Annotated in this window: 23 protein-coding genes; 9 read left to right on the top strand and 14 right to left on the bottom strand. The window is 33.7% G+C overall.

Annotated features, from left to right (window positions below; genetic code table 11):
- Position 1 precedes the first annotated feature (1 nt).
- From Q1A01_RS00865 to Q1A01_RS00810, 12 genes are all read right to left on the bottom strand, one after another.
- Complete coding sequence (locus Q1A01_RS00865) at positions 2-1,783, bottom strand: PDZ domain-containing protein (protein WP_299674521.1); 1,782 nt, start codon at positions 1,781-1,783, stop codon at positions 2-4.
- Between the two features lie 45 nt (positions 1,784-1,828).
- Complete coding sequence (locus Q1A01_RS00860) at positions 1,829-3,367, bottom strand: polyamine aminopropyltransferase (protein ID WP_299674518.1); 1,539 nt, start codon at positions 3,365-3,367, stop codon at positions 1,829-1,831.
- 8 nt (positions 3,368-3,375) lie between these two features.
- Entirely contained in the window at positions 3,376-4,173 is a 798-nt protein-coding gene (locus Q1A01_RS00855; protein ID WP_299674515.1) for a hypothetical protein, read from the bottom strand.
- A gap of 71 nt (positions 4,174-4,244) precedes the next feature.
- A complete protein-coding gene (locus Q1A01_RS00850; RefSeq protein ID WP_299674513.1) occupies positions 4,245-4,607 on the bottom strand; it encodes a hypothetical protein in 363 nt (120 codons plus the stop codon).
- Positions 4,608-4,891: 284 nt separating this feature from the next.
- Entirely contained in the window at positions 4,892-5,377 is a 486-nt protein-coding gene (locus Q1A01_RS00845; protein ID WP_299674510.1) for a DUF4178 domain-containing protein, read from the bottom strand.
- Positions 5,378-5,380: 3 nt separating this feature from the next.
- The gene (locus tag Q1A01_RS00840; RefSeq protein WP_299674508.1) at positions 5,381-6,193 is read right to left on the bottom strand and encodes a potassium channel family protein; all 813 of its coding nucleotides are present in this window, start codon (positions 6,191-6,193) and stop codon (positions 5,381-5,383) included.
- Positions 6,183-6,575 (bottom strand): adenosylmethionine decarboxylase, encoded by a 393-nt coding sequence (gene speD, locus Q1A01_RS00835; RefSeq protein WP_299674505.1) that lies wholly within the window; start codon positions 6,573-6,575, stop codon positions 6,183-6,185. Before speD ends, Q1A01_RS00840 begins: the two co-directional genes overlap by 11 nt.
- A gap of 224 nt (positions 6,576-6,799) precedes the next feature.
- Positions 6,800-7,336: a GNAT family N-acetyltransferase gene (locus Q1A01_RS00830; protein WP_299674502.1), complete on the bottom strand. Its 537-nt coding sequence runs from the start codon at positions 7,334-7,336 to the stop codon at positions 6,800-6,802.
- A gap of 8 nt (positions 7,337-7,344) precedes the next feature.
- Positions 7,345-7,911, bottom strand: a complete 567-nt coding sequence (locus tag Q1A01_RS00825; protein ID WP_299674499.1) for a DUF2975 domain-containing protein — start codon at positions 7,909-7,911, stop codon at positions 7,345-7,347.
- Between the two features lie 64 nt (positions 7,912-7,975).
- Complete coding sequence (locus Q1A01_RS00820) at positions 7,976-8,416, bottom strand: ankyrin repeat domain-containing protein (protein WP_299674496.1); 441 nt, start codon at positions 8,414-8,416, stop codon at positions 7,976-7,978.
- A gap of 28 nt (positions 8,417-8,444) precedes the next feature.
- The gene (locus tag Q1A01_RS00815; RefSeq protein WP_299674493.1) at positions 8,445-8,651 is read right to left on the bottom strand and encodes a helix-turn-helix transcriptional regulator; all 207 of its coding nucleotides are present in this window, start codon (positions 8,649-8,651) and stop codon (positions 8,445-8,447) included.
- Positions 8,652-8,654: 3 nt separating this feature from the next.
- Complete coding sequence (locus Q1A01_RS00810) at positions 8,655-9,188, bottom strand: DUF2975 domain-containing protein (RefSeq protein WP_299674490.1); 534 nt, start codon at positions 9,186-9,188, stop codon at positions 8,655-8,657.
- 121 nt (positions 9,189-9,309) lie between these two features.
- On the opposite strand from Q1A01_RS00810, the gene Q1A01_RS00805 reads away from it, so the two are divergent.
- From Q1A01_RS00805 to Q1A01_RS00775, 7 genes are all read left to right on the top strand, one after another.
- Complete coding sequence (locus Q1A01_RS00805; RefSeq protein ID WP_299674487.1) at positions 9,310-9,855, top strand: hypothetical protein; 546 nt, start codon at positions 9,310-9,312, stop codon at positions 9,853-9,855.
- Positions 9,842-11,026 carry an aminotransferase class I/II-fold pyridoxal phosphate-dependent enzyme gene (locus tag Q1A01_RS00800; RefSeq protein ID WP_299674484.1) on the top strand — a complete coding sequence of 395 codons (1,185 nt, stop codon included), beginning with the start codon at positions 9,842-9,844 and terminating at the stop codon, positions 11,024-11,026. Before Q1A01_RS00805 ends, Q1A01_RS00800 begins: the two co-directional genes overlap by 14 nt.
- Positions 11,010-11,837 (top strand): LytTR family DNA-binding domain-containing protein, encoded by an 828-nt coding sequence (locus Q1A01_RS00795; RefSeq protein WP_299674481.1) that lies wholly within the window; start codon positions 11,010-11,012, stop codon positions 11,835-11,837. The genes Q1A01_RS00800 and Q1A01_RS00795 overlap by 17 nt, the downstream gene beginning before the upstream one ends.
- 113 nt (positions 11,838-11,950) lie before the next feature.
- On the top strand, positions 11,951-12,949 hold the full coding sequence (locus Q1A01_RS00790) for a S41 family peptidase (RefSeq protein WP_299674478.1): 999 nt from the start codon (positions 11,951-11,953) through the stop codon (positions 12,947-12,949).
- 98 nt (positions 12,950-13,047) lie between these two features.
- A complete protein-coding gene (gene bioD / locus Q1A01_RS00785; RefSeq protein ID WP_299674474.1) occupies positions 13,048-13,668 on the top strand; it encodes a dethiobiotin synthase in 621 nt (206 codons plus the stop codon).
- 69 nt (positions 13,669-13,737) lie between these two features.
- On the top strand, positions 13,738-15,003 hold the full coding sequence (gene bioA / locus Q1A01_RS00780) for an adenosylmethionine--8-amino-7-oxononanoate transaminase (protein WP_299674471.1): 1,266 nt from the start codon (positions 13,738-13,740) through the stop codon (positions 15,001-15,003).
- A 44-nt stretch (positions 15,004-15,047) separates the two neighbouring features.
- The gene (locus tag Q1A01_RS00775) at positions 15,048-16,328 is read left to right on the top strand and encodes a hypothetical protein (RefSeq protein WP_299674469.1); all 1,281 of its coding nucleotides are present in this window, start codon (positions 15,048-15,050) and stop codon (positions 16,326-16,328) included.
- A gap of 1 nt (position 16,329) precedes the next feature.
- Here the strand turns inward: Q1A01_RS00775 and Q1A01_RS00770 are convergent, their stop codons facing one another.
- On the bottom strand, positions 16,330-16,791 hold the full coding sequence (locus tag Q1A01_RS00770) for a cytochrome c oxidase assembly factor Coa1 family protein (protein WP_299674466.1): 462 nt from the start codon (positions 16,789-16,791) through the stop codon (positions 16,330-16,332).
- Positions 16,792-16,805: 14 nt separating this feature from the next.
- Complete coding sequence (locus tag Q1A01_RS00765) at positions 16,806-17,219, bottom strand: cytochrome c oxidase assembly factor Coa1 family protein (protein ID WP_299674463.1); 414 nt, start codon at positions 17,217-17,219, stop codon at positions 16,806-16,808.
- A 158-nt stretch (positions 17,220-17,377) separates the two neighbouring features.
- On the opposite strand from Q1A01_RS00765, the gene Q1A01_RS00760 reads away from it, so the two are divergent.
- Positions 17,378-18,607, top strand: a complete 1,230-nt coding sequence (locus Q1A01_RS00760; protein ID WP_299674460.1) for a beta-ketoacyl synthase N-terminal-like domain-containing protein — start codon at positions 17,378-17,380, stop codon at positions 18,605-18,607.
- A 70-nt stretch (positions 18,608-18,677) separates the two neighbouring features.
- Positions 18,678-19,253, top strand: coding sequence for a hypothetical protein (locus Q1A01_RS00755; protein WP_299674457.1), 576 nt, complete (start codon positions 18,678-18,680; stop codon positions 19,251-19,253).
- The last annotated feature ends 1 nt before the right edge of the window (position 19,254 follow it).

The following is a 19,254-nucleotide window of genomic DNA, read 5'->3' as shown; positions in this document are numbered from 1 at the left end:
ATTACTTAGCATCTAACCACAAATTACGACGCTTTACTATTGCTTTATTAGAAGTAGCATCGTTTAACTTAATAGTATAAGAAGGATCTTTTTGAAGTGTTGCTGTTGCTTCTTTTATAACTCCATAACGTTCGTAGGTGATGTTTAAGATATCATTAGGGGATAATGATGTTATGATATCTTTAAAAGGATAATCGTTTGTTATAGGCTTATTATTTACTTTAATGATTTTATCTCCTTTCTCTAGTCCTGCTTCATATGCCGCAGTACCTATAGTTGTATTTCGATTAATGGTGCCATTTACAATAGGAACACCAAATGAAGCTTTGCTTTCATCTTGCGTTAAAGAAATACCCATACTTTCAAAAAGACGATGCATATCTGGCATATTACTTTTGTAGATATAATTCTGAAAAAAGAAATCTCCAAAGGTATCTCCAGCATATTTCTTTAATAAGTTATGTAAATCTTCTACGGTATATGGTTTTTCTTTTTTACCGTGTTTCTGCCAGACCAATTTCATATAATCATCAAGGTTGAGTCCTTTCTCTCTAAGCGATAAATCTAAGGCAAGACCTAATGCGCTTCCGTATGAGTAATAGGATATAAATGTATTATTCCTGTTTACTGGGTCTACGGCAGTAGCGGCATCTACAAAAGGTGCTTGGTAGCTCATCTCTATCGGATTAAAAAATGCGCGTGCTGGAGAGTTCCAGACATAATTAAATGTTCTTGTGAGCCCTTGTACATATTCTTCTTTAGTTAATAATCCAGCTCTACACATCATTAAGCTTGTATAATAACTCGTAAATCCTTCGGCAAACCATAGTTCTCCACTCATATTAGCAGCTTCAAAATCAAAAGGCTCTAAGCTTTGAGGTCTAATGCGTTCTACATTCCAGCCATGAAAAAACTCATGAGAGACTGTTCCCATATTTCTTTTTAAACCTCCGTCGGCTAGGCTTCGTGTACTGGTAAGAATCGTAGAATTTCTATGTTCCATACCATCGCCAGATGCATTAGGGATATAACATGCTAGAAAATAGTAATTGTCATAATCGTAGTTTGGTAGTTTGCCGAAGACCTTTTTTTGTTGTAGTACGACCTTTTTTACATCTTCAAAATAGGTGTCTAGTTCAGCTTCGGTACCATTGTGATGTAATACAAAATTAATCGTCTGTTTATCTACAGTAAAAGAGCGTATACTATGACTGCTAATCTCAGTAGGACTGTCCATAAAATACTGTAAGTCTTTTGCGTAATAAGTATTATTTCCTAAGGGTTTAAGTTGGGTAGCCACTTTCCAATTGAGGTCTTTTCTAGTGTTGAAAATAACTTGCATTCCTTTACCTGCGAGAGTAGGCATATACATAAATGTAGCAGGCATATTAAGATGCGCATGTGTTTCGTCTATTTGTGTATACGTTCCACCTCCGCGATTTGCAAATAAGGTGTAGGATACCTGAATCGTGCCGTCATGACCTGTTACTTTCCATGAATAAGGGTCTGGTCGTGTCGTGTTGAGTGTATTTCCTTTTCCATCAGTTACAGCCACATTATATACATTTTTTGCAAACTCATGTATGGCATACCTGCCAGGAGAAGCTCTACTCATTCTGAAAGTCACTTCGTTATTTTTTACATTAGAAAACACTACTGCTACCTGTGCTTCGTGATGAACTGCGTTTTCAAATGAAATGGTATATGAAGTAGCAACATTATCTTTTTGAGCATATGAAATCAATGATGAAAAAGTAGTGAGAAGTACGAAAAGGTATTTCATAGTATATGTTTTATGGTGTTTTTATACGCTTTCGCGAAAGCGTATTTAATATAAATCCCAATTGCCTTGTTTATAATATATATACAACGTAGGCTCAAAAATAGTATTGATTTTAATACCCGTTGTATCTATAAGTGGTTTTCCAAAAGAGGTAATTCCAGGGAGTACCTCTTTGTTAAGCCATTTAAGTTGAAGGTTTTCTAAATTAATAGCTTGTAAATCTTCTTTATGTATAGGTGTTTTCTTTGCAAGAATCCATCCCCATTCTCCTAATGTAAGTATTTGATTATGAATAGGTAATGTGTGGAAACCAGATTTCTTAAGTGTTTTGTCTATACAATAAAATGCTTTCGTAGCATAATAAGGACTGCCAGATTGTGTGATAAACGTACCTTCATCTGAAAGATGATTATAACAAATAGTATAAAATTCTTTCGTATATAATTTATTGAGATCTACATTGTTTGGATCGGGTAAATCTACAAGAATGACATCATAGGTTTTAGTAGATTTTTCTAGAAAGGTAAATGCATCTGCATTGATCGTAGTGACCTTCGTATTGTTAAGAGAATTTTTATTTATAGAGGCAAAAATGGGATGCGATTTCCCAATATCAATCATCCTGCTATCTAAATCTACAAGTGTAATAGTGTTGATGGTTTCATATTGCAATAATTCTCTTGCAATACAGCCGTCTCCTCCTCCTAATACAAGAATGTCTTTTTTAGAATCGGTGATTCCAAGTGCTGTATGCACCATAGGTTCGTGATACAAATATTCATCAAAAGTAGATAATTGCTGATTGCCATTAATATATAAAGAATGCCAATCACTCCATTTGGTAATTACTATTTTCTGATATTTAGTTTGCTCACTAAAAACAATTTTATCTTTATACTTTGCTTGTTCTCCAAATAAAACCAATGGTTTTGCATAGCATAATCCTAATAAAACAATGCTAAAAACACCTATGTAAGAAATCCATAAAATGCGCTGTAGCTTTTTTGAGATATGTTCTTTAAGAGTGTAAAACAGCCAGAAAGAAACTATGAGGTTTACCAATCCCAAGACAAAAGGAGTGTAGGTTAATCCAAGATAAGGAAGACCTATAAAGGCAAAAAATAACCCACCTAAAAGACTTCCATAATAATCTTTTTCTAGAATATTAGAAATATTAAGACGCAACTCTTCATAGGAGTCATTAATACGCGTAGCAAAAGGAATTTCTAATCCTATGAGCAAGCCTATAGCTATGGATAGTACATAGATAATAATCCATGAGTTATTAGAATAGCCATATACGATATAAGACGCTATAGCAGAAAATGAAACGAGTAATGATAAGAGTAGTTCTGCAATAACAAAATAGAATACAATATTTGCATTAAAGGTTTTGCTTATTCTACTTCCTAAACCCATTGAAAATAGCATAATAGATACTATAAGGGTAAATTGCAGAATTGCATTTCCTATAAAATAACTTGCAAGTGTAGATAACACATACTCTGCAACAATGCCACTAAAGCCTGTTGCAAATAATGCTATTTTTAATACGAGAGATTTCTTTTTATTAGATATACTCAATACAACCTTTATTTTCCAGACCCTCCTGAACGAGAACGTGTAGAAGAAGAGCTTTTATAGCGAGAACTACTACGACTTGTTTTCTTTGAAGAAGTCGTGTATGATTTCCAAGAATTACTAGACCTTCTTCTATTAAAAAAGGAAGGACGTTTTGCTTTTTGATATGTGCTATTGGTACCGTACTTAGAAGTTCCATTGGTTTGTGAACCATAATAGGATCTGCCGGCAGCACTAGCTGTTCTATATCCAGCATAGTCTCTTTGATAGGTAGGTCTTCTCATCATCCAGTACCAGAAAATGAAACTAGGAGTATGAGAACGCCATCTTCTTTCAGATCTATTATTTGTATTTGTTGTTGTGCTTGCAGTACTGGTACTATCCTGTGTTTTTGATACCTCTTCCCATTCACCATATTTTGGATTTCCAATCGCCCACTCAAAACCTATAGGTCGTGCTACTTTAGATAGTTTTCCATTATGATTTGAAACAATTTCCATCCCTAAATCTCCTTGGTGCTTTTCAAAGAAAGCCTGATTCACTGGTTTCCAGGATAAAGAATCTACAACTAGAGAGTCTTTAACTACTTTAAGAATATGGTATTTGTGTTCAAAAAGACGCTTATTGTCTTTTTCTGAAATATTCATGTCATTTAATACGACAGAGAAGTCCTGTCCTTTTAATTGCTGTATAATTTCTTCAGAAGGTTCAATAGGGACTTTGATGCTCTCTAAAGTATCTACTTGTCCACAGGAAATAATCAACGTGGAGAATAACAGTATAAGAGCGTAGTAAAATGTAGACTTCATAGTGTATACAGGTATTAGATTATATGAATTGCTAATGTACTATTTTTAAATTACTAAGGTGTGTTAATAATTTATCGGGCTAAAACGTTTATATAAGGTTTCCTAAATCCGAAATGAATAGCATCTCCTTCATTTAGAATTTCTACAGATTCTTCAACAGCAGATTCATTGGTTATTATAAAAACATCATTTACAATTCTAAAATGCTCTTCTATCACGGATGTAAATTTAACGATAGGATAGAAATTAGCATCTAAGTAATGTTTTATGTACTGTTTAATAAATATTTTTCGTTTTTCTATATTAAAATCATCGCTAAAATATGTTTTAACAATGTTTTGAAAATTTCCTATTTCAGGTTCGTGGTTCTTAGAAGATTTTGAGCCAACAAAAAAGAAATATGGATGCCTTCCATAATCGTAATATAATTTCAAAAAAAGTGAAGGACTATCAACTTTTAATCGATCTATGTAAACATACTCTTCATTAATAATTACATTAGATTTTAAAATATTTTACTTAAAAAGGTACCCTAAATTTCCAAAAGCACTTTTAAATTTGATTATTTTACTATTCGTTTGATTGTCATAGTAATAGTATTTATAGAATGTAAAGCAGTATATACTTTTGAATTCTCTAAATAACTTTTCAATATTGTTAACTCTTTTTAAACTCATATTTTGAGTTTTAAACACGTTCTCAAAAGTGTAATAAAGCCTTAATTTGATTTTATGCTTTTTAATGCCTTTTCCTTTATCTCGACACCGGCATAAACAGTGAGTGTTTCATCTTGTGATTTTTCTATAGTGATAATACTATCATCACTAGCATAAAACATAAAGACTTCTATTCTTTCCCAGCTACCTCCTAAGGTTTGATTTTTAAAACTTCCTCTATAATGTTCTTCTTGCTCATACTCTTGACCATCATAGATAATAAATTTAGTTGCAATACTATCTTTAAGTGTTTCTTCTGGAAGTGTGATTTGCTCACTAAAGTAGATCTCATAATCCCCTTGATGACGTTCTACTTCTAAGAAGGCTTCACTGTTATTTTTTGAACGTATTTTATATTCTGTGCTTTTTCCGTCTACTCCCCAATCATAATCAGATACTTCTATAATTTCCCAAGCATTGCTTTTGTATTTAAATGTAGTACCTACTCTAAGGTTAGTAAGTTGTACATCATTATTGTTACCAAACATATGTTATTTTTTTATTTCCTTCCCACAATGCGGGCATTGTTCTATTGAATTGTTTTTACTTTTTTCTCTATTATATTGTATTTCTTCAATATATGCAGAGCTTATAATTCCTGTAGGTAATGCTACAATACCAATACCTAATAATGCAATAACACCACTTAAAATCTTTCCTATTCCTGTAACAGGATATATATCACCATATCCTACCGTGGTTAACGTAGCAACAGCCCACCAAAGTGCTTCTCCAATATTAGCAAATGCTTTTGGCTGTGCTGCATTTTCTATATTATACATTAATGTAGCAGATAGAATAAGTAATAAAGAAACAATAAAAACAGTAATTAGAATATCACTTTTTGTTCGTTTAAATACATTTATAATAAGCTTAAGAGAGTTCGAATGTCTGTTTAATTTTAGGAGTCGCAAAAGACGGAATAACCTAAGCACTCGTACTACGCGTAAATCTATCTTTATGAGATATGGGAGATAAAATGGAATAATTGATAATAGATCAATGATCCCCATAAAAGAGCATATATATTTTAACCGTGCTTTATAGGGTTTTATGTCTGTATATGCTAGATCTGCAGTCCAAATTCGGATTATATATTCAATGGAAAAGATGATGATAGAAAATATCTCTATAAGCCAGAATAGGGTACTGTATTCTTTATTTATATGCTCATAGGATTCTAAAAAAAGCGCAATAACATTTATAATAATAAGAATGGAGATAAAATAGTGTACAAAGAAATCGCCTTTGCTATTCTTTTTATCTTCATCTATTAAGTTAAATATCTGCTGTCTAATTTTCATTTTTCATAGCATTTAACGCCTCTATTCTTTTCAATCCGCCTCTTTTACTATCTTCTTCTTTGCAATGTGTGGCTCCAAAAGCTTCTTTTAGCCATAAAATACCAGACGCTAGTGAGTATGAAGGGCTACACGTAAAAATATCTAAAGCCACATATTTATGTTCTGGCCAGGTATGAATCGCGATATGACTTTCTTGTATCACAATGACACCGCTTATTCCAATAGGAGAAAACTCATGAATAGTTGTATTAATAACCGTGAGCTCCATCATTGATGCGGCTTTAAGTAGGGTGTGCTCAATAAAATCTCTAGTATTTATTTTTTCAGGATCACAACCATAAAAATCAATAGTCTTCTGATATCCGAGGTGTGTTTTATTCATATTCCAAATATAAAGGAATCTATAACAACTGGAAATCTTTCAGGATGTATTAGTTGTATGTTGAAATGTGGTTATAAATGCTTTAGTGCTTTACTCTCCCTTTAGTCATGAATCTCGCAGGCATGCTTTAACGTTTTACTTTCCTTTTGGTCATGAACCTGCCTGCCTACAGGTCTCATAAACTCAATTTCGCGAAAGCGTGTAAAGAATAAAAAAACTAAAAATTATTCATTCCAATCCCAATTAACAATTGCCCAAGAGGTGCCATCGGTAATTTGAGTTTCTAGAATTTTAAAACCAACACTTTTGTGAGCCTCAATAGAGCGTGTGTTTGAAGTCGCAACTTCTGTAAATAAGCAATCATATGTGGCGCTTAATTGTGTTTTGTAAAATGTATAAAGACCTTTAAATACACCTTGACCACGATATGGCTTGTCAATACATACTTGGCCCATCGCTACATAGTTTTTTTCTTTAAGCAATCTGTCTGCCGTCTCAAACATAGGTATAAGGATAGGCATTTCATATTTAAAACTTCGCAACATAACAAGGGCATATCCAGCGACACGATCACCATCCATAGCAAGTATATGAGGGCAGGCATCGTTCATTTTCTTTAAAATCTCAAAGGTATGAGGGACCGTAATATAGCCTTGCTCTTTTCGCTCTTGAAGAGAAATTACTGCTTTTAAATTGCGTTTTTGAATCGCTAATATTTCTTGTAACTCTTGATCTGATGTCGCTCTTTTGTACGTAATCATGGTGTTTTTTATACCGTTAAATCATTTTCTGTCTGTAATTCGATGCCTCTTTGGAATACTTTTGCAATAATAAAAAGAATAGCCGCAAGAAATAAAAATTCTTTACCACTCAAAGTAAAATCAATATCAATTCTCCCTTCTATGATACGTTGACCGCCCAAAGTTAAATCGGCCTCAAATCCTTTTTTTATCAAACGTTTGCAGTATCGGTCTGCAATAATTGAAATGACTCCACAGCCTAATGCTAATTGACTAATCTTTGAGATAAGAACCGCTGTAGCTTCTGTGAAAGGATGTCTTAGATTTCCTGTAGTTGCTATTTTTATAGTAAGGTATGCGATGTAGGCATGTAAGCTCAATACAGTGATTGAGAGAGAACCTACCGCCCAAAATGCTCTTATGTCTGTTGTACGAAGTTTAAAAAGATCAAGATCTAGGTATATAATTCTAGCATTTTCAGGATGTATAGAACCCAATCCAAAATTGAATACTAATACCCCTATTGTAATTAAAAGAGTAATAAAGACGATCCAAAATATAAATTTCAAGATATTGATAAGTTGATGTGTTTTCATATGTTATAGTGTTAGAGTGATCCAGTAGTAAATAATCGTTCTACTGAATCACCTTAAGAATCATTTATTCAATAGATGATAAATAATCTATGATCTCTTGTTGTTTGTATTTCTTTGCGTAATCTAAAGCTGTACGTCCATTAGGCGCTGCTTTTTTTGATATAGCTCCTTTTTCTATAAGTGTTTTTAGCATCTCTAAATGACCATATTTTGCAGCATATTGTATTGCAGATTTACCTCCACAGGTTTGTTCTAAATCAACCTTCTCTTGAGAAAGTAAATACTTGAAAATAGCAGCACTTTTAAACTTGATACTAACTGCCAATAAGGTGTATGGATTTCCTTTTATATCAAAGCATTCATTCATTTGACTTGTGTCTACATGACTTTTCAATGCCGATACATTGTCATTTTTAAATGCTAAGTACATGTCTTTGTTAAATTCTTGTGCACGTGTTATTGTAACAATACTTAAGAATAGGAAAATGGATAAAAATTTGTTCATAATTGTTTGATTTAAGATTGATGAATAATTAGTCTTTTGTGTATTCTAAAAGATCTCCTGGCTGGCAATCTAATGCCTTGCAAATAGCTTCTAATGTGGTAAAACGTACAGCTTTTGCTTTTCCAGACTTTAGTATGGAGAGGTTTGCTGTGGTTATACCAACAATCTCTGCAAGTTCTTTGCTTTTCATCTTGCGTTTAGCAAGCATAATATCTAAGTTGATGATGATTGCCATAATCTAAATAGTTAAATCGTTTTCATCCTGTACAAGCTTCCCTTTCTTGATTAAGTCTATATAGAGATATACAAACAATGCAATACATAAATGAGGTATAGGTAAAATATATGTTGAATCCATATGTAAAGACATATTTTGAATCAGCTCAATAATAAAATATAAGAGAATGAATACAGGAGGAATAAGGTTTAAATATCCAAAAAGGCTTAATTTCTTTACAGAATAATTTGTAAATACTTGATCTTTTGTAAATACTTTGAAAAATTCTGAAAGCGCATGAAAATACAATGCATAAAATCCAAAACTTAACCATAAAGCCACAACTCCAAGAGAATTAAAAAATTCTATATGTGATTTTAAAAGTGGAATACTAATAGATGTTTGATTTCCTGAAATTGTTATTAAAGGTATATCAATATCAAAATAACTTTCAAAAAATGATAATACACTAAATAGAAGTATAAAAACTGTAAAAACAATGCATATATAAAACAATGCACGACTTAATAAATATATAGTTTTTGATAGATTCATACTTCAAATATTATCGTTTTACGATAACAAATATATAAAAATTATTGATAAACAATAATAAATTGTTCTTTTTTGATAATTTGAGATGTTTCTTTTGTAGAAATTTTCAACTTATATTTGAATGATGGGAGAAGAAAAAGTAATTATTCCAGAAATAAGGAGACCTCTTTGGCAGATTATAGCAGCAGCCTTATGTTTTACTGGATGCGCATATGCCTTTTTAGGGATTTTTTATCCTCCAGAAAACGAAACTATTTTTAGAATACATGAAGCGGTTTCAGAAAGATGGCTTGTCTTGCTTGTAGGCGGAATAGGATTGTGCTACAAAAAAGGTATACAGATACGTCCTGTATCAAAGGAGTTTAAAGCTACCTTTGAAATAGGTCCGCTGGTTTTAGGACAATGGAAAAAAATACCCAATCCAGAATATGTGTCTGTTTTCCAACAGCTTTTAAAAAACGGACAATATATCTTTGAGGTAAATCTTTGGTATGATACTAACAAACACTGGCAGTTATATACAAATGAAGATTATAGAGATGCTTTTTTGATAGGTTTTGACCTTTCAGAAGAGTTGGATATAGATTTACTAGACGCAACAACACCTAATGATTACAAGTGGGTAGATAAAGATGAATGGCGAGAAAAATTGAATGAAACTTCCTAAAAAACTTCAAAAAAAAATAGATGCTCGAATGGTTACTGGAACTTTACGAGTATTAAAAGAAACAGATGATCTCGTTGACTTTTCGTCAAACGATTATTTAGGGTTTTCTAAAAACACCTCTCTTTTAGATAAGGCATCTGAGATTCTTAAAAAAAATAATATACAACAACAAGGAGCAACAGGAAGCAGATTGCTGTCGGGTAATCATAAGCTATATCCTATAGTAGAGACCACCATCGCAGGTTTTCACGAAAGTGAAACAGCATTGATTTTTAATTCAGGTTATGATGCTAACATAGGCTTTTTTCAGAGTGTTCCGCAACGAGGCGATGTCATTCTATATGATGAATATATTCATGCGAGTATTCGAGATGGCCTTACCATGAGTCATGCAAAATCTTATAAGTTTATACATAATAATCTAGGTCACTTAGAAAAATTACTGATTAAATACGCAAATGAAGAAAGACCTCAAGATCAGAGTGAACAAGAAATTTACGTAGTAACTGAATCTGTATTTTCGATGGATGGAGATACGCCCGATCTTTTAGCAATACAAAGGCTATGCGACACCTATAGCGCACACCTTGTCGTAGATGAAGCGCATGCCACAGGAGTCATAGGTGATTATGGACAAGGACTCGTACAGCAGTTAGGATTAGAAAACAGTGTATTTGCTCGTATCGTTACCTTTGGTAAAGCCATGGGAACACATGGAGCTGCTATATTATGTAATGAAAAACTACGCGAATATCTCATTAATTTTGCACGTTCCTTTATTTATACAACTGCATTGCCTCCTCATACATTGGCTACCATTTTAGCAGCATATCTTAATCTTGATACAAAAGATGTATCACATCCAGCTGTAGTTCAATTACAAGACACCATAAAAATATTTATAAAATCTTTAGCTTCACTAAAGATAAAGGATCATTTTATATCAAGTTCTTCTGCAATACATTGTATCATTATTCCAGGGAATAGTAGGGTAATTACGCTTTCGCGAAAGCTAAAACAGCATGGTTACAACGTAAAACCAATACTTTCTCCTACGGTACCAGAAGGACAAGAACGCTTGCGCTTTTGTTTGCATAGTGAAATGACGGAAGAAAAAATAAAAAGCGTATTATCTTTACTAGAAAGTTTTATATATGAGTCTATCACTTAATCGTCCTATTCCATACACGCAAGGTTGGAAGCAAACAGTAATAATTGGTAGTATTGTTGGAGGAGGATTAAGCATGCTTTTAATCTTTTTACAACCTTTTGATACCGATCAAGTACAGTTTAATTATAAAGTCTTAAAACTTGCTGGGTATGGTTTGTGTTTTTTGATTCCGATTCTAGTAATGCATCCTATTGAGAATGCTCTTTTTAAAAAACAACAGTATCGCTGGTATATTTTAAACGAATTAGGATATATCATTGCGTGTTTGTTACTCGTATACACAGCTTGCTATTTTTATAATACATACATTGTAAATAACGGAGGGAGTGCATCTCTAGATGGATGGCGTTATTTTATGATTTATTACGGACTTCCTTTTATGCCTTTTTTAGGACCGCTTTGGTTATATTTTAGAAATAGGTTTGGGAAGATTACATTGCCAGAATCTTCAACGCAAAAAAATATACTGACTACTATTACTGGTGAAAATAAAAAAGAAACCCTAACGATTGCCGTTTCAGATTTTGTGTATGCGCAAGCACAACAAAACTATGTAGCAATCCATTATTTGATAGACGGAAACTTGCAAAAAGAGATGATGCGAAGTACACTTTCTAACATTCAAAAACAAGTACCCGACGCTTGGCAAGTACATCGCTCTTATTTAGTAAATCTTGCATATCTAAAAACGATTTCTGGAAATAGTCGAAAACGAGAATTATTTTTGACCATTTCTTCAGAAGCAATTCCAGTATCTCAAAAATACTACGAAGCGCTACAAAAAAGAGCTTCAAATTCATCCCAGAAATAGCAATTAGAGCCCTGAAATAGCAAACTCGGCACAAAAAAGTCATACTCGTCACTATCGTTTTTTTAAGGTGTTTTAAACGCTTCTATTTGTATAGAATTTAAAACACACAAGACATGAAAACAATACTTATAACCATTAGTTTATTATGCGTATCTATACAATCGTATGCGCAATTTGATCCATTACAAGAACGAAGAGAAATGGTCAATACCATTATAGATCTTGCAGATACGCATATGTGTAATCCTACTTTTTTAGAAACCGAAGAATGGGATATATTTGTAAAGTATATTCAAAGCGAAGAGGTACTTTCTCTAGAAGAAACTGAATTTAAAAATGCATTTAATAGGGCTACTCAAAAATTAACATTCTCTCATTTTTACTTGACGTATTCTACTAAAGAAAAACGTCGTCAAGCTAAAAAAAGAAAGAAGACAACAGTGACGAAAAAAGCATTTGAATTATCAGAAATAGACTCAGAAACGGTGGTGCTTACGATACGGGAATTTATATCCAATGTACCTCTTATGAAATCACTAGTAACTGAAATATTAGAAAAAGACTATAAAAACCTCATAATAGATGTACGAGGGAATAGAGGAGGAACATTAGACGCAGCAGTTGTGTTAGGACAGTTTATAACTCCTAAGATGATAGATGCTGGATCTTACTTGAGCCGATCTTGGTTTGAGCAAAATGATCATTATCCTACATCAGAGGAAATTACTAGCTTTCCATTTCTTCAAGATATGACCTATGCTGGATTCAGAGAAGCAGCTAAAAAACCAGCTTTTAGAATGGTAGTGCCTCCGCATAATAATCCTACATTTAAAGGAAAAGTGTATGTGCTTACAGATAAGTATACCGCCAGTACTTGTGAGCCTTTTGTATACCTTATAAAAGAACAAGGTGTCGCAGAAATAGTAGGAGAACATACTGCAGGAGCCATGTTAAGTGGGATGAATTTTAAACTTACCAAAAATTTACATCTTTTTATGCCAGTACAAGATTATATCACTGCAGATGGAAGTAGATTAGATAAAGTAGGAGTCGCACCAACCATTAAAACAGCTCCAGAAGATGCGCTAAACACAGTTTTAGAACTTCTTTAATTTTAAGATATATTTTAATGCCAAATGCCTCTGTAAGATAGGGGCATTTGGTATTTTTGTAAGAAGGTTAAGATTATAAATACACCTTATTAAGTGATATGAATACCTATTTTATTACAGGAATCTCCACCGAGGTAGGAAAAACAATTGCATCAGCTATTGTTACAGAAGCATTTGAAGCCGATTACTGGAAGCCTGTTCAAGCAGGAGAACTTGATCATAGTGATACTCATAAGGTAAAATATTTAGTGTCTAATGGTATATCGCAATATTACGATAATTCATTTGCTTTAGAAACTCCAATGAGCCCTCATGCCGCTGCTGAGATAGATGGTGTAAAAATCACAGTGGCCAAGATAAACCGCCCTAAAACATCAAATAATCTTGTTGTAGAAGGAGCCGGTGGATTGTTAGTTCCTCTAAATGATACAGAAACCATCATTGATTTAATTCAGCCTAAAGACAAAGTGATTATTGTTTCTAGACATTATCTTGGAAGTATCAATCATACGTTATTGACCGTCGAGGCTTTAAAGAATAGAAATCTTACGATAGCAGGCATTATTTTTTCTGGAGAAGAACACCCTACCACCGAAGCAATTATTACTAAAATGGCAAATGTCCCTATCATAGGTCGTATCAATGAAGAACCATATTTTGATGAACGCGTAATAAGTGAATATGCTGCTTTATTTAAAGAAAATTTAAGCGCATTATAAATCTTTAGAAAAGCTCTGTATATAGAGCGATTCGTTACATTTGTAATGCAATTAATTTAGTGTAATAGTATGAGTATTTCATCAATAGATCAAGCACATATTTGGCATCCCTTAACACAACACAAAACCAGTAGTACTCCTATGCCTATTGAGAGAGCAGAAGGCGCTATGCTTTATGCTGAAGATGGCACCGAGTATATAGACGGAATTGCCTCTTGGTACACTGCCATGTATGGGCATTGTAACCCATATATTATTGAGCAAGTAACGGCTCAAATGAAAACGTTGGATCAAATTGTATTTACAGGATTTACACATGCTCCAGCAACAACACTCGCCCAGAAAGTATTAGCTATTCTTCCTGATAACCAACAGAAAATATTCTTTAATGATAATGGTTCTACAGCAGTAGAAGCAGGTATCAAAATGGCATTACAATACCATCATAATAAAGGAAATAAACGCAATGTGCTTATTGCTTTTGAAAATGGATTTCATGGAGATACATTTGGTGCCATGTCTGTAAGCGGACTCTCCGTATATAATGGCCCTTTTGAAGATTATTTTTTACACGTAGAACGTATTCCAACACCAACAGAAGAGAACCTTCCAGAAGTATTACAATTGTTGCAGACAACTATAGATGAGCACCCATGTGCGGGTTTTGTCTATGAACCCTTAGTACAAGGTGCTGCTGGAATGCAAATGTATGAAGCGACTGGACTTGAAGCTATTCTTAAGAAGTGTAAAGCAAATGATATTGTTACTATTGCCGATGAGGTGATGACAGGTTTTGGAAAAACAGGAAAACATTTTGCATCCCTGTATTTAGAAACCTACCCAGATATTATTTGTTTAAGTAAGGCACTTACAGCAGGCTTAGTTCCTATGAGTTTGACCACGTGTACACAAGCTGTTTATGATGCTTTTCTAGATGATACAGTCGCTAAAGGTTTTTTTCATGCCCATACGTATAGCGCAAATCCGATGGCTTGTGCAGCAGCCATTGCAGGAATTGATTTGTTGGTGAGCGATACTATTCAACATCAAATACAACATATTCATAAACGTCATACCGCTTTCGCGAAAGCAATTAAAACCAACCCTAAAGCCATCAATATACGTGTAAAAGGTGTGATCTTTGCCCTAGAACTCCATACCGAAATGGAACGTTATGGAAGCCTTCGGAATCAACTTTTTAAACATTTTATGGATCGTGGCGTATGCCTAAGACCCCTAGGGAATACGATTTATATATTACCGCCATTTGTAATTACCGATGGGCAATTAGATCAAATTTATAAAGCGATTGAAGAAGCATTAGATCTATTTTAAAAACGTGGCATTTTATTTGAGAGAGTGTAGAAAATCTTTTTTATATGTATAAATATCTACTTCTCTTACTTTGCATTGGTTCCATCATTTCTTGTCAAAAAGATATAGAAGTACAGGAAAATCTTTATTCTTTATTAGATATAAAAGAAGATGAACAGTATTTTTCAATCCCATTAGATAGTGTAGTTACTATTAAAGGAAAAAAGGGAACTGAGCTTACACTTCATAGTCAGGATTTTGAATTGAATGGCGATGATGATTTACAACTTTTACTTATAGAATTGCAAGATCCAATGGATTTTGTAATGCATAATGTACAAACAGTATCTGATGATAAATGGTTGAATTCTGGTGGTTCCTATTATATTGAAGTCACACAAAATGGAATAGCAGTTCCTTTAAAAAAAGAACATACACTAAAAGTTAAGTTTCCTAAAATAACCGATCAATCCATGGATCTTTTTAAAGGTAAGCGTTCAGAAAATGGGGATATGAATTGGAGGAAACTAGAGATGTCGCTAGACTATAAGAAATATAAAACATTCTTAATTAGAGATACTGTTGTTTTTGATGAATTTCACACCTATAAATATGGGGTAGATACCTATATGAATTTGCCTATAGTAGAGAATAAAGGATTGATGAGTCGAAAAACATCTGATATACTGTTTAAGAGTATTAAAGTAGATACTTTTCTGATTGTGAATGACACAATAATAGGAATAGATTCTGAAGCAAAATATGTGCACTCAGAAATAGGAAATACAAGTAAAATGGCAGACTCTGTTTTAAACCTTAGAGATGCTTCTATTGAAGAAATAAGAAAATTACTTAAAAATCAAAATAGTATATCTAATAAATTAGATAGCTTAAAGATTACTTGGAAAATAGAATCTCAACGGTTGGATACATTAAGAGCAAAAGAGAAATCACTTAATGAAAAGATAAGATTGGCTAATCAAAAACAACAATTGCTCCTTTATAAAGAAATTGAATTAGCCACCCAAGGTTGGATAAATGTAGATCGTTTTAATGAATTTCAATTTAATGAAGAAGCAACGCTTACGATTACAAATGATTATATACAATACGTATATATTGTTTTTGATCGTACTAAAACAATCGTAAGGCTACTTGTTCCTTTCAAAAAAACAATAGATATCCCCGTCAATGAGCCATTTACACTTATAGCTTTTAATGTGCTAGAAAATGGAGACGCAATGGGGTATAAACATACAATGGAACTTAATAACGATATAAATGTACAGGTGGAATTCACAAAAGTTGCAAATTCAGAAGTAAAGAAATGGTTATATCAAGAGTGATTTAAAAATCCTCTTCTTCCTCAGGTTTGTCAAGTCCTTCATTAAGCAAGTTAATGACCTCGTTATTTTGATCAATTCGTACTTCCATCTCACTATAGGTCCATTCATCATTTCGTTTTTCACCTACAATATATAATCTCCCTTCTCCTTTAGGACCTTCTATGGGAATATTAAAATCCGCCTCTCCATCACCATTAGAAAAATTAAGATTCCCCTGCATGATACCACTTTTTTCAATAGGTGTTCCTAAAAGTTCTACGATTTGTTCATTACTATTTACTCTTTCTAAAGCCTCTTGATATGGAGTCGAATTTGTAAATGCACTTGTTATTCCAGCAAAAAGCCCTCCAATAAATAAAATAACAAGAATTAGACATCCACCGCATCCACCAACAGGGACTACCCATTTCCAATTACGTTTCCACCATGATTTTTCTTGGATAAGTTCGTTTTGATCGGTCATTTTATAGTATAGTTTTAGTCGTTTAAAGAATCTTTAATATCTATTACTTGATTTGTGCCTTCTATTGTAATGATACACATGGAATATACCCATTCTCCATCTATTTTTTCAGCCTTTGCAATTAATGTTCCATCTGCTTTTTGCCCATCAAGTTGCATTTGTATATCTAAATGATCTTTAGATGATTCTGGGTCATACCCTTCTTCTAGTATCTCTATTGGTTTCCCAAGTGCTTGAGCTACTTCTTTATTCGTCTGAAGTTTTGTTACTATATTTATATATGCAACGATAGAGGTTCTTTTAGATACCTTATTAAAAGCAACGCCAATAAAGATAGCAATTACAATTAAAATTGTAAGGCAACCTCCAGAAGGTAATGCCCATTTCCAATTCCGCTTCCACCAACTTTGTCGTATTTCTTCTTCCATATAAAAAGATTGTATGATTTGCTAATAATACCCATGTTATGGTTATACCGATATAAGTAGATCAAAACGTCTTTATGTTACGAAATACAGTAAACAAACTTTGCGTTTTAGTTCTTCTTGCATTTTTGAACTCGTATTTTTGTAAAAAATATTTCTTCTTGAAAACACCCATTGCTATTACAGGACTCGCATCAATTTCTCCACTTGGAGTAACAAATACTCAAGAATGGGATGCATATTTGACCTCAAAAACAGCGATTGCTTGGGATGATAAATTACAAGGCCCTGTGTCTAAACTATCAGAAGAAGCATACACTCTTGTTAATGCGTTACGACAAGAAAATACGCATTATAGAAAACTAGATAATTCAGTATTGTATGCGATAGTTACTGCTAGAAAAGCAGTAGAACAATCAGGCTGGAAGCAAGGTGATTTTGGGATTAATATTGGTTCGTCGAGAGGAGCAACGCAATTATTTGAATCGCATTATAACGCTTTCGCGAACCTGCCTGCCGACAGGCAGGAGCACAAAACAACATCCACACACACCTCCCCATCAACAACCTTGGGTAATATTGCCTCTTGGGTGGCACAAGACCTTAAAAGCACAGGACCTGATATATCTCATTCTATTACGTGTAGTACAGCATTACATGCAGTATTAAACGGAGTAGCATGGTTGCAATCTGGTATGACATCTAAGTTTTTAGTAGGAGGTAGCGAAGCGGCACTTACCCCTTTTACTATCGCTCAAATGCGTGCTATGAAACTCATTCCCACGCAGGCGGGAACCTCACGCAATAAGACAGAAGCCTCATCCAGTATGGTAAAAGCTTCACCTAATAACGAGCCAAATTATTATTGTAAAGCTTTAGATCTAACCAAAATCTCAAACGGAATGGTATTAGGAGAGGGAGCTGGTATTGCTTGTTTAGAAGTAGGGAAAAAAGAAAATGCACTAGCTTATATTACAGGCATTGGATATGCAACCGAGCAGCTTACACATGCTGTTTCATTATCTGCTAATGGAAGTTGTTTTCAGAAATCTATGCGTATGGCTATAGGAGATAAAGACCCTTCAGAAATTGATGCTATTGTCATGCATGCACCAGGCACCGTAAAGGGAGATCAATCAGAAATAGAGGCAATTCATACGATTTTTTGTAACAAAACACCTTTGTTGACTACCAATAAGTGGAAGATAGGTCACACTTTTGGTGCTAGTGGGCTGTTAAGTCTCAAACTTGCCGTACAGATGTTACAACATCAAACGTATATAGGCATTCCATATCTGGAAGAGAAAACAAGACCCCAAAAGCTCCATAATATTCTCGTAAATGCCGTTGGTTTTGGAGGCAATGCCGTAAGCGTATTAGTCTCAATATAAAGCTTTGCTGTCATTTATAAAGTCGCTATCTTTTCAAAGTTAATTTCTAATCATTTTAAAAACGTTTCTTATGCAAGAATGGTATAGTGCGCTCTCTAGTTTTGAGCAAGTCTTTTGGAGTATCGCTTTGATTGCTTCTGTGTTTTTTGTTTTTGTTCTGGTAACTACCCTTTTAGGGGGTGATACAGATGGTATAGACGGAGATGTAGATGCAGAAATAGACGGTGATACTGGAATAGGATTTCAATTTTTCAGTTTTAAGAATATCGTTGCCTTTTTTACCATTTTTGGATGGAGCGGTATCTCTTTTCTAGAGGCAGGTATGTCTAAAGGAATTGTGGTGCTTTTAGCGGCACTCTGTGGTCTAGCCATGATGTTTGTGATGGCATTTTTGCTCTATCAAATGCGTAAAATGACCAGTAGCGGTACTTTAAAAATGAAAAATGCGATCGGTCAAATAGGGTCTGTGTATCTTACCATAGGAGCCAATCGATCTCGAATAGGAAAAGTGCAAATTACCGTGCAAGGAGCACTACGCGAACTCGAAGCGCTTACGGATGAAAAAGAAGAACTTACTACAAATACTGTCGTACAAGTAAAAGAAGTAACGGCAAATGGAATTTTAATCGTATCACCAACCAAATAAT

The organism is uncultured Dokdonia sp., from assembly GCF_947492815.1.
GTDB lineage: Bacteria > Bacteroidota > Bacteroidia > Flavobacteriales > Flavobacteriaceae > Dokdonia.
This window is presented reverse-complemented; position numbering and strand designations above follow the sequence as displayed.

What these genes read in the sequence shown, in the direction of transcription:
- Q1A01_RS00755 (WP_299674457.1), top strand. Translation starts at nt 18,678, where the DNA reads ATGCAAGAATGGTATAGTGCGCTCTCTAGTTTTGAGCAAGTCTTTTGG.
- Q1A01_RS00800 (WP_299674484.1), top strand. Translation starts at nt 9,842, where the DNA reads ATGAAACTTCCTAAAAAACTTCAAAAAAAAATAGATGCTCGAATGGTT.
- Q1A01_RS00865 (WP_299674521.1), bottom strand. Translation starts at nt 1,783, where the DNA reads ATGAAATACCTTTTCGTACTTCTCACTACTTTTTCATCATTGATTTCA.
- Q1A01_RS00805 (WP_299674487.1), top strand. Translation starts at nt 9,310, where the DNA reads ATGATGGGAGAAGAAAAAGTAATTATTCCAGAAATAAGGAGACCTCTT.
- Q1A01_RS00790 (WP_299674478.1), top strand. Translation starts at nt 11,951, where the DNA reads ATGAAAACAATACTTATAACCATTAGTTTATTATGCGTATCTATACAA.
- Q1A01_RS00795 (WP_299674481.1), top strand. Translation starts at nt 11,010, where the DNA reads ATGAGTCTATCACTTAATCGTCCTATTCCATACACGCAAGGTTGGAAG.
- Q1A01_RS00810 (WP_299674490.1), bottom strand. Translation starts at nt 9,188, where the DNA reads ATGAATCTATCAAAAACTATATATTTATTAAGTCGTGCATTGTTTTAT.
- Q1A01_RS00765 (WP_299674463.1), bottom strand. Translation starts at nt 17,219, where the DNA reads ATGGAAGAAGAAATACGACAAAGTTGGTGGAAGCGGAATTGGAAATGG.
- Q1A01_RS00820 (WP_299674496.1), bottom strand. Translation starts at nt 8,416, where the DNA reads ATGAACAAATTTTTATCCATTTTCCTATTCTTAAGTATTGTTACAATA.
- Q1A01_RS00855 (WP_299674515.1), bottom strand. Translation starts at nt 4,173, where the DNA reads ATGAAGTCTACATTTTACTACGCTCTTATACTGTTATTCTCCACGTTG.
- Q1A01_RS00840 (WP_299674508.1), bottom strand. Translation starts at nt 6,193, where the DNA reads ATGAAAATTAGACAGCAGATATTTAACTTAATAGATGAAGATAAAAAG.
- bioD (WP_299674474.1), top strand. Translation starts at nt 13,048, where the DNA reads ATGAATACCTATTTTATTACAGGAATCTCCACCGAGGTAGGAAAAACA.
- Q1A01_RS00775 (WP_299674469.1), top strand. Translation starts at nt 15,048, where the DNA reads ATGTATAAATATCTACTTCTCTTACTTTGCATTGGTTCCATCATTTCT.
- Q1A01_RS00815 (WP_299674493.1), bottom strand. Translation starts at nt 8,651, where the DNA reads ATGGCAATCATCATCAACTTAGATATTATGCTTGCTAAACGCAAGATG.
- Q1A01_RS00845 (WP_299674510.1), bottom strand. Translation starts at nt 5,377, where the DNA reads ATGTTTGGTAACAATAATGATGTACAACTTACTAACCTTAGAGTAGGT.
- Q1A01_RS00770 (WP_299674466.1), bottom strand. Translation starts at nt 16,791, where the DNA reads ATGACCGATCAAAACGAACTTATCCAAGAAAAATCATGGTGGAAACGT.
- Q1A01_RS00830 (WP_299674502.1), bottom strand. Translation starts at nt 7,336, where the DNA reads ATGATTACGTACAAAAGAGCGACATCAGATCAAGAGTTACAAGAAATA.
- Q1A01_RS00825 (WP_299674499.1), bottom strand. Translation starts at nt 7,911, where the DNA reads ATGAAAACACATCAACTTATCAATATCTTGAAATTTATATTTTGGATC.
- bioA (WP_299674471.1), top strand. Translation starts at nt 13,738, where the DNA reads ATGAGTATTTCATCAATAGATCAAGCACATATTTGGCATCCCTTAACA.
- speD (WP_299674505.1), bottom strand. Translation starts at nt 6,575, where the DNA reads ATGAATAAAACACACCTCGGATATCAGAAGACTATTGATTTTTATGGT.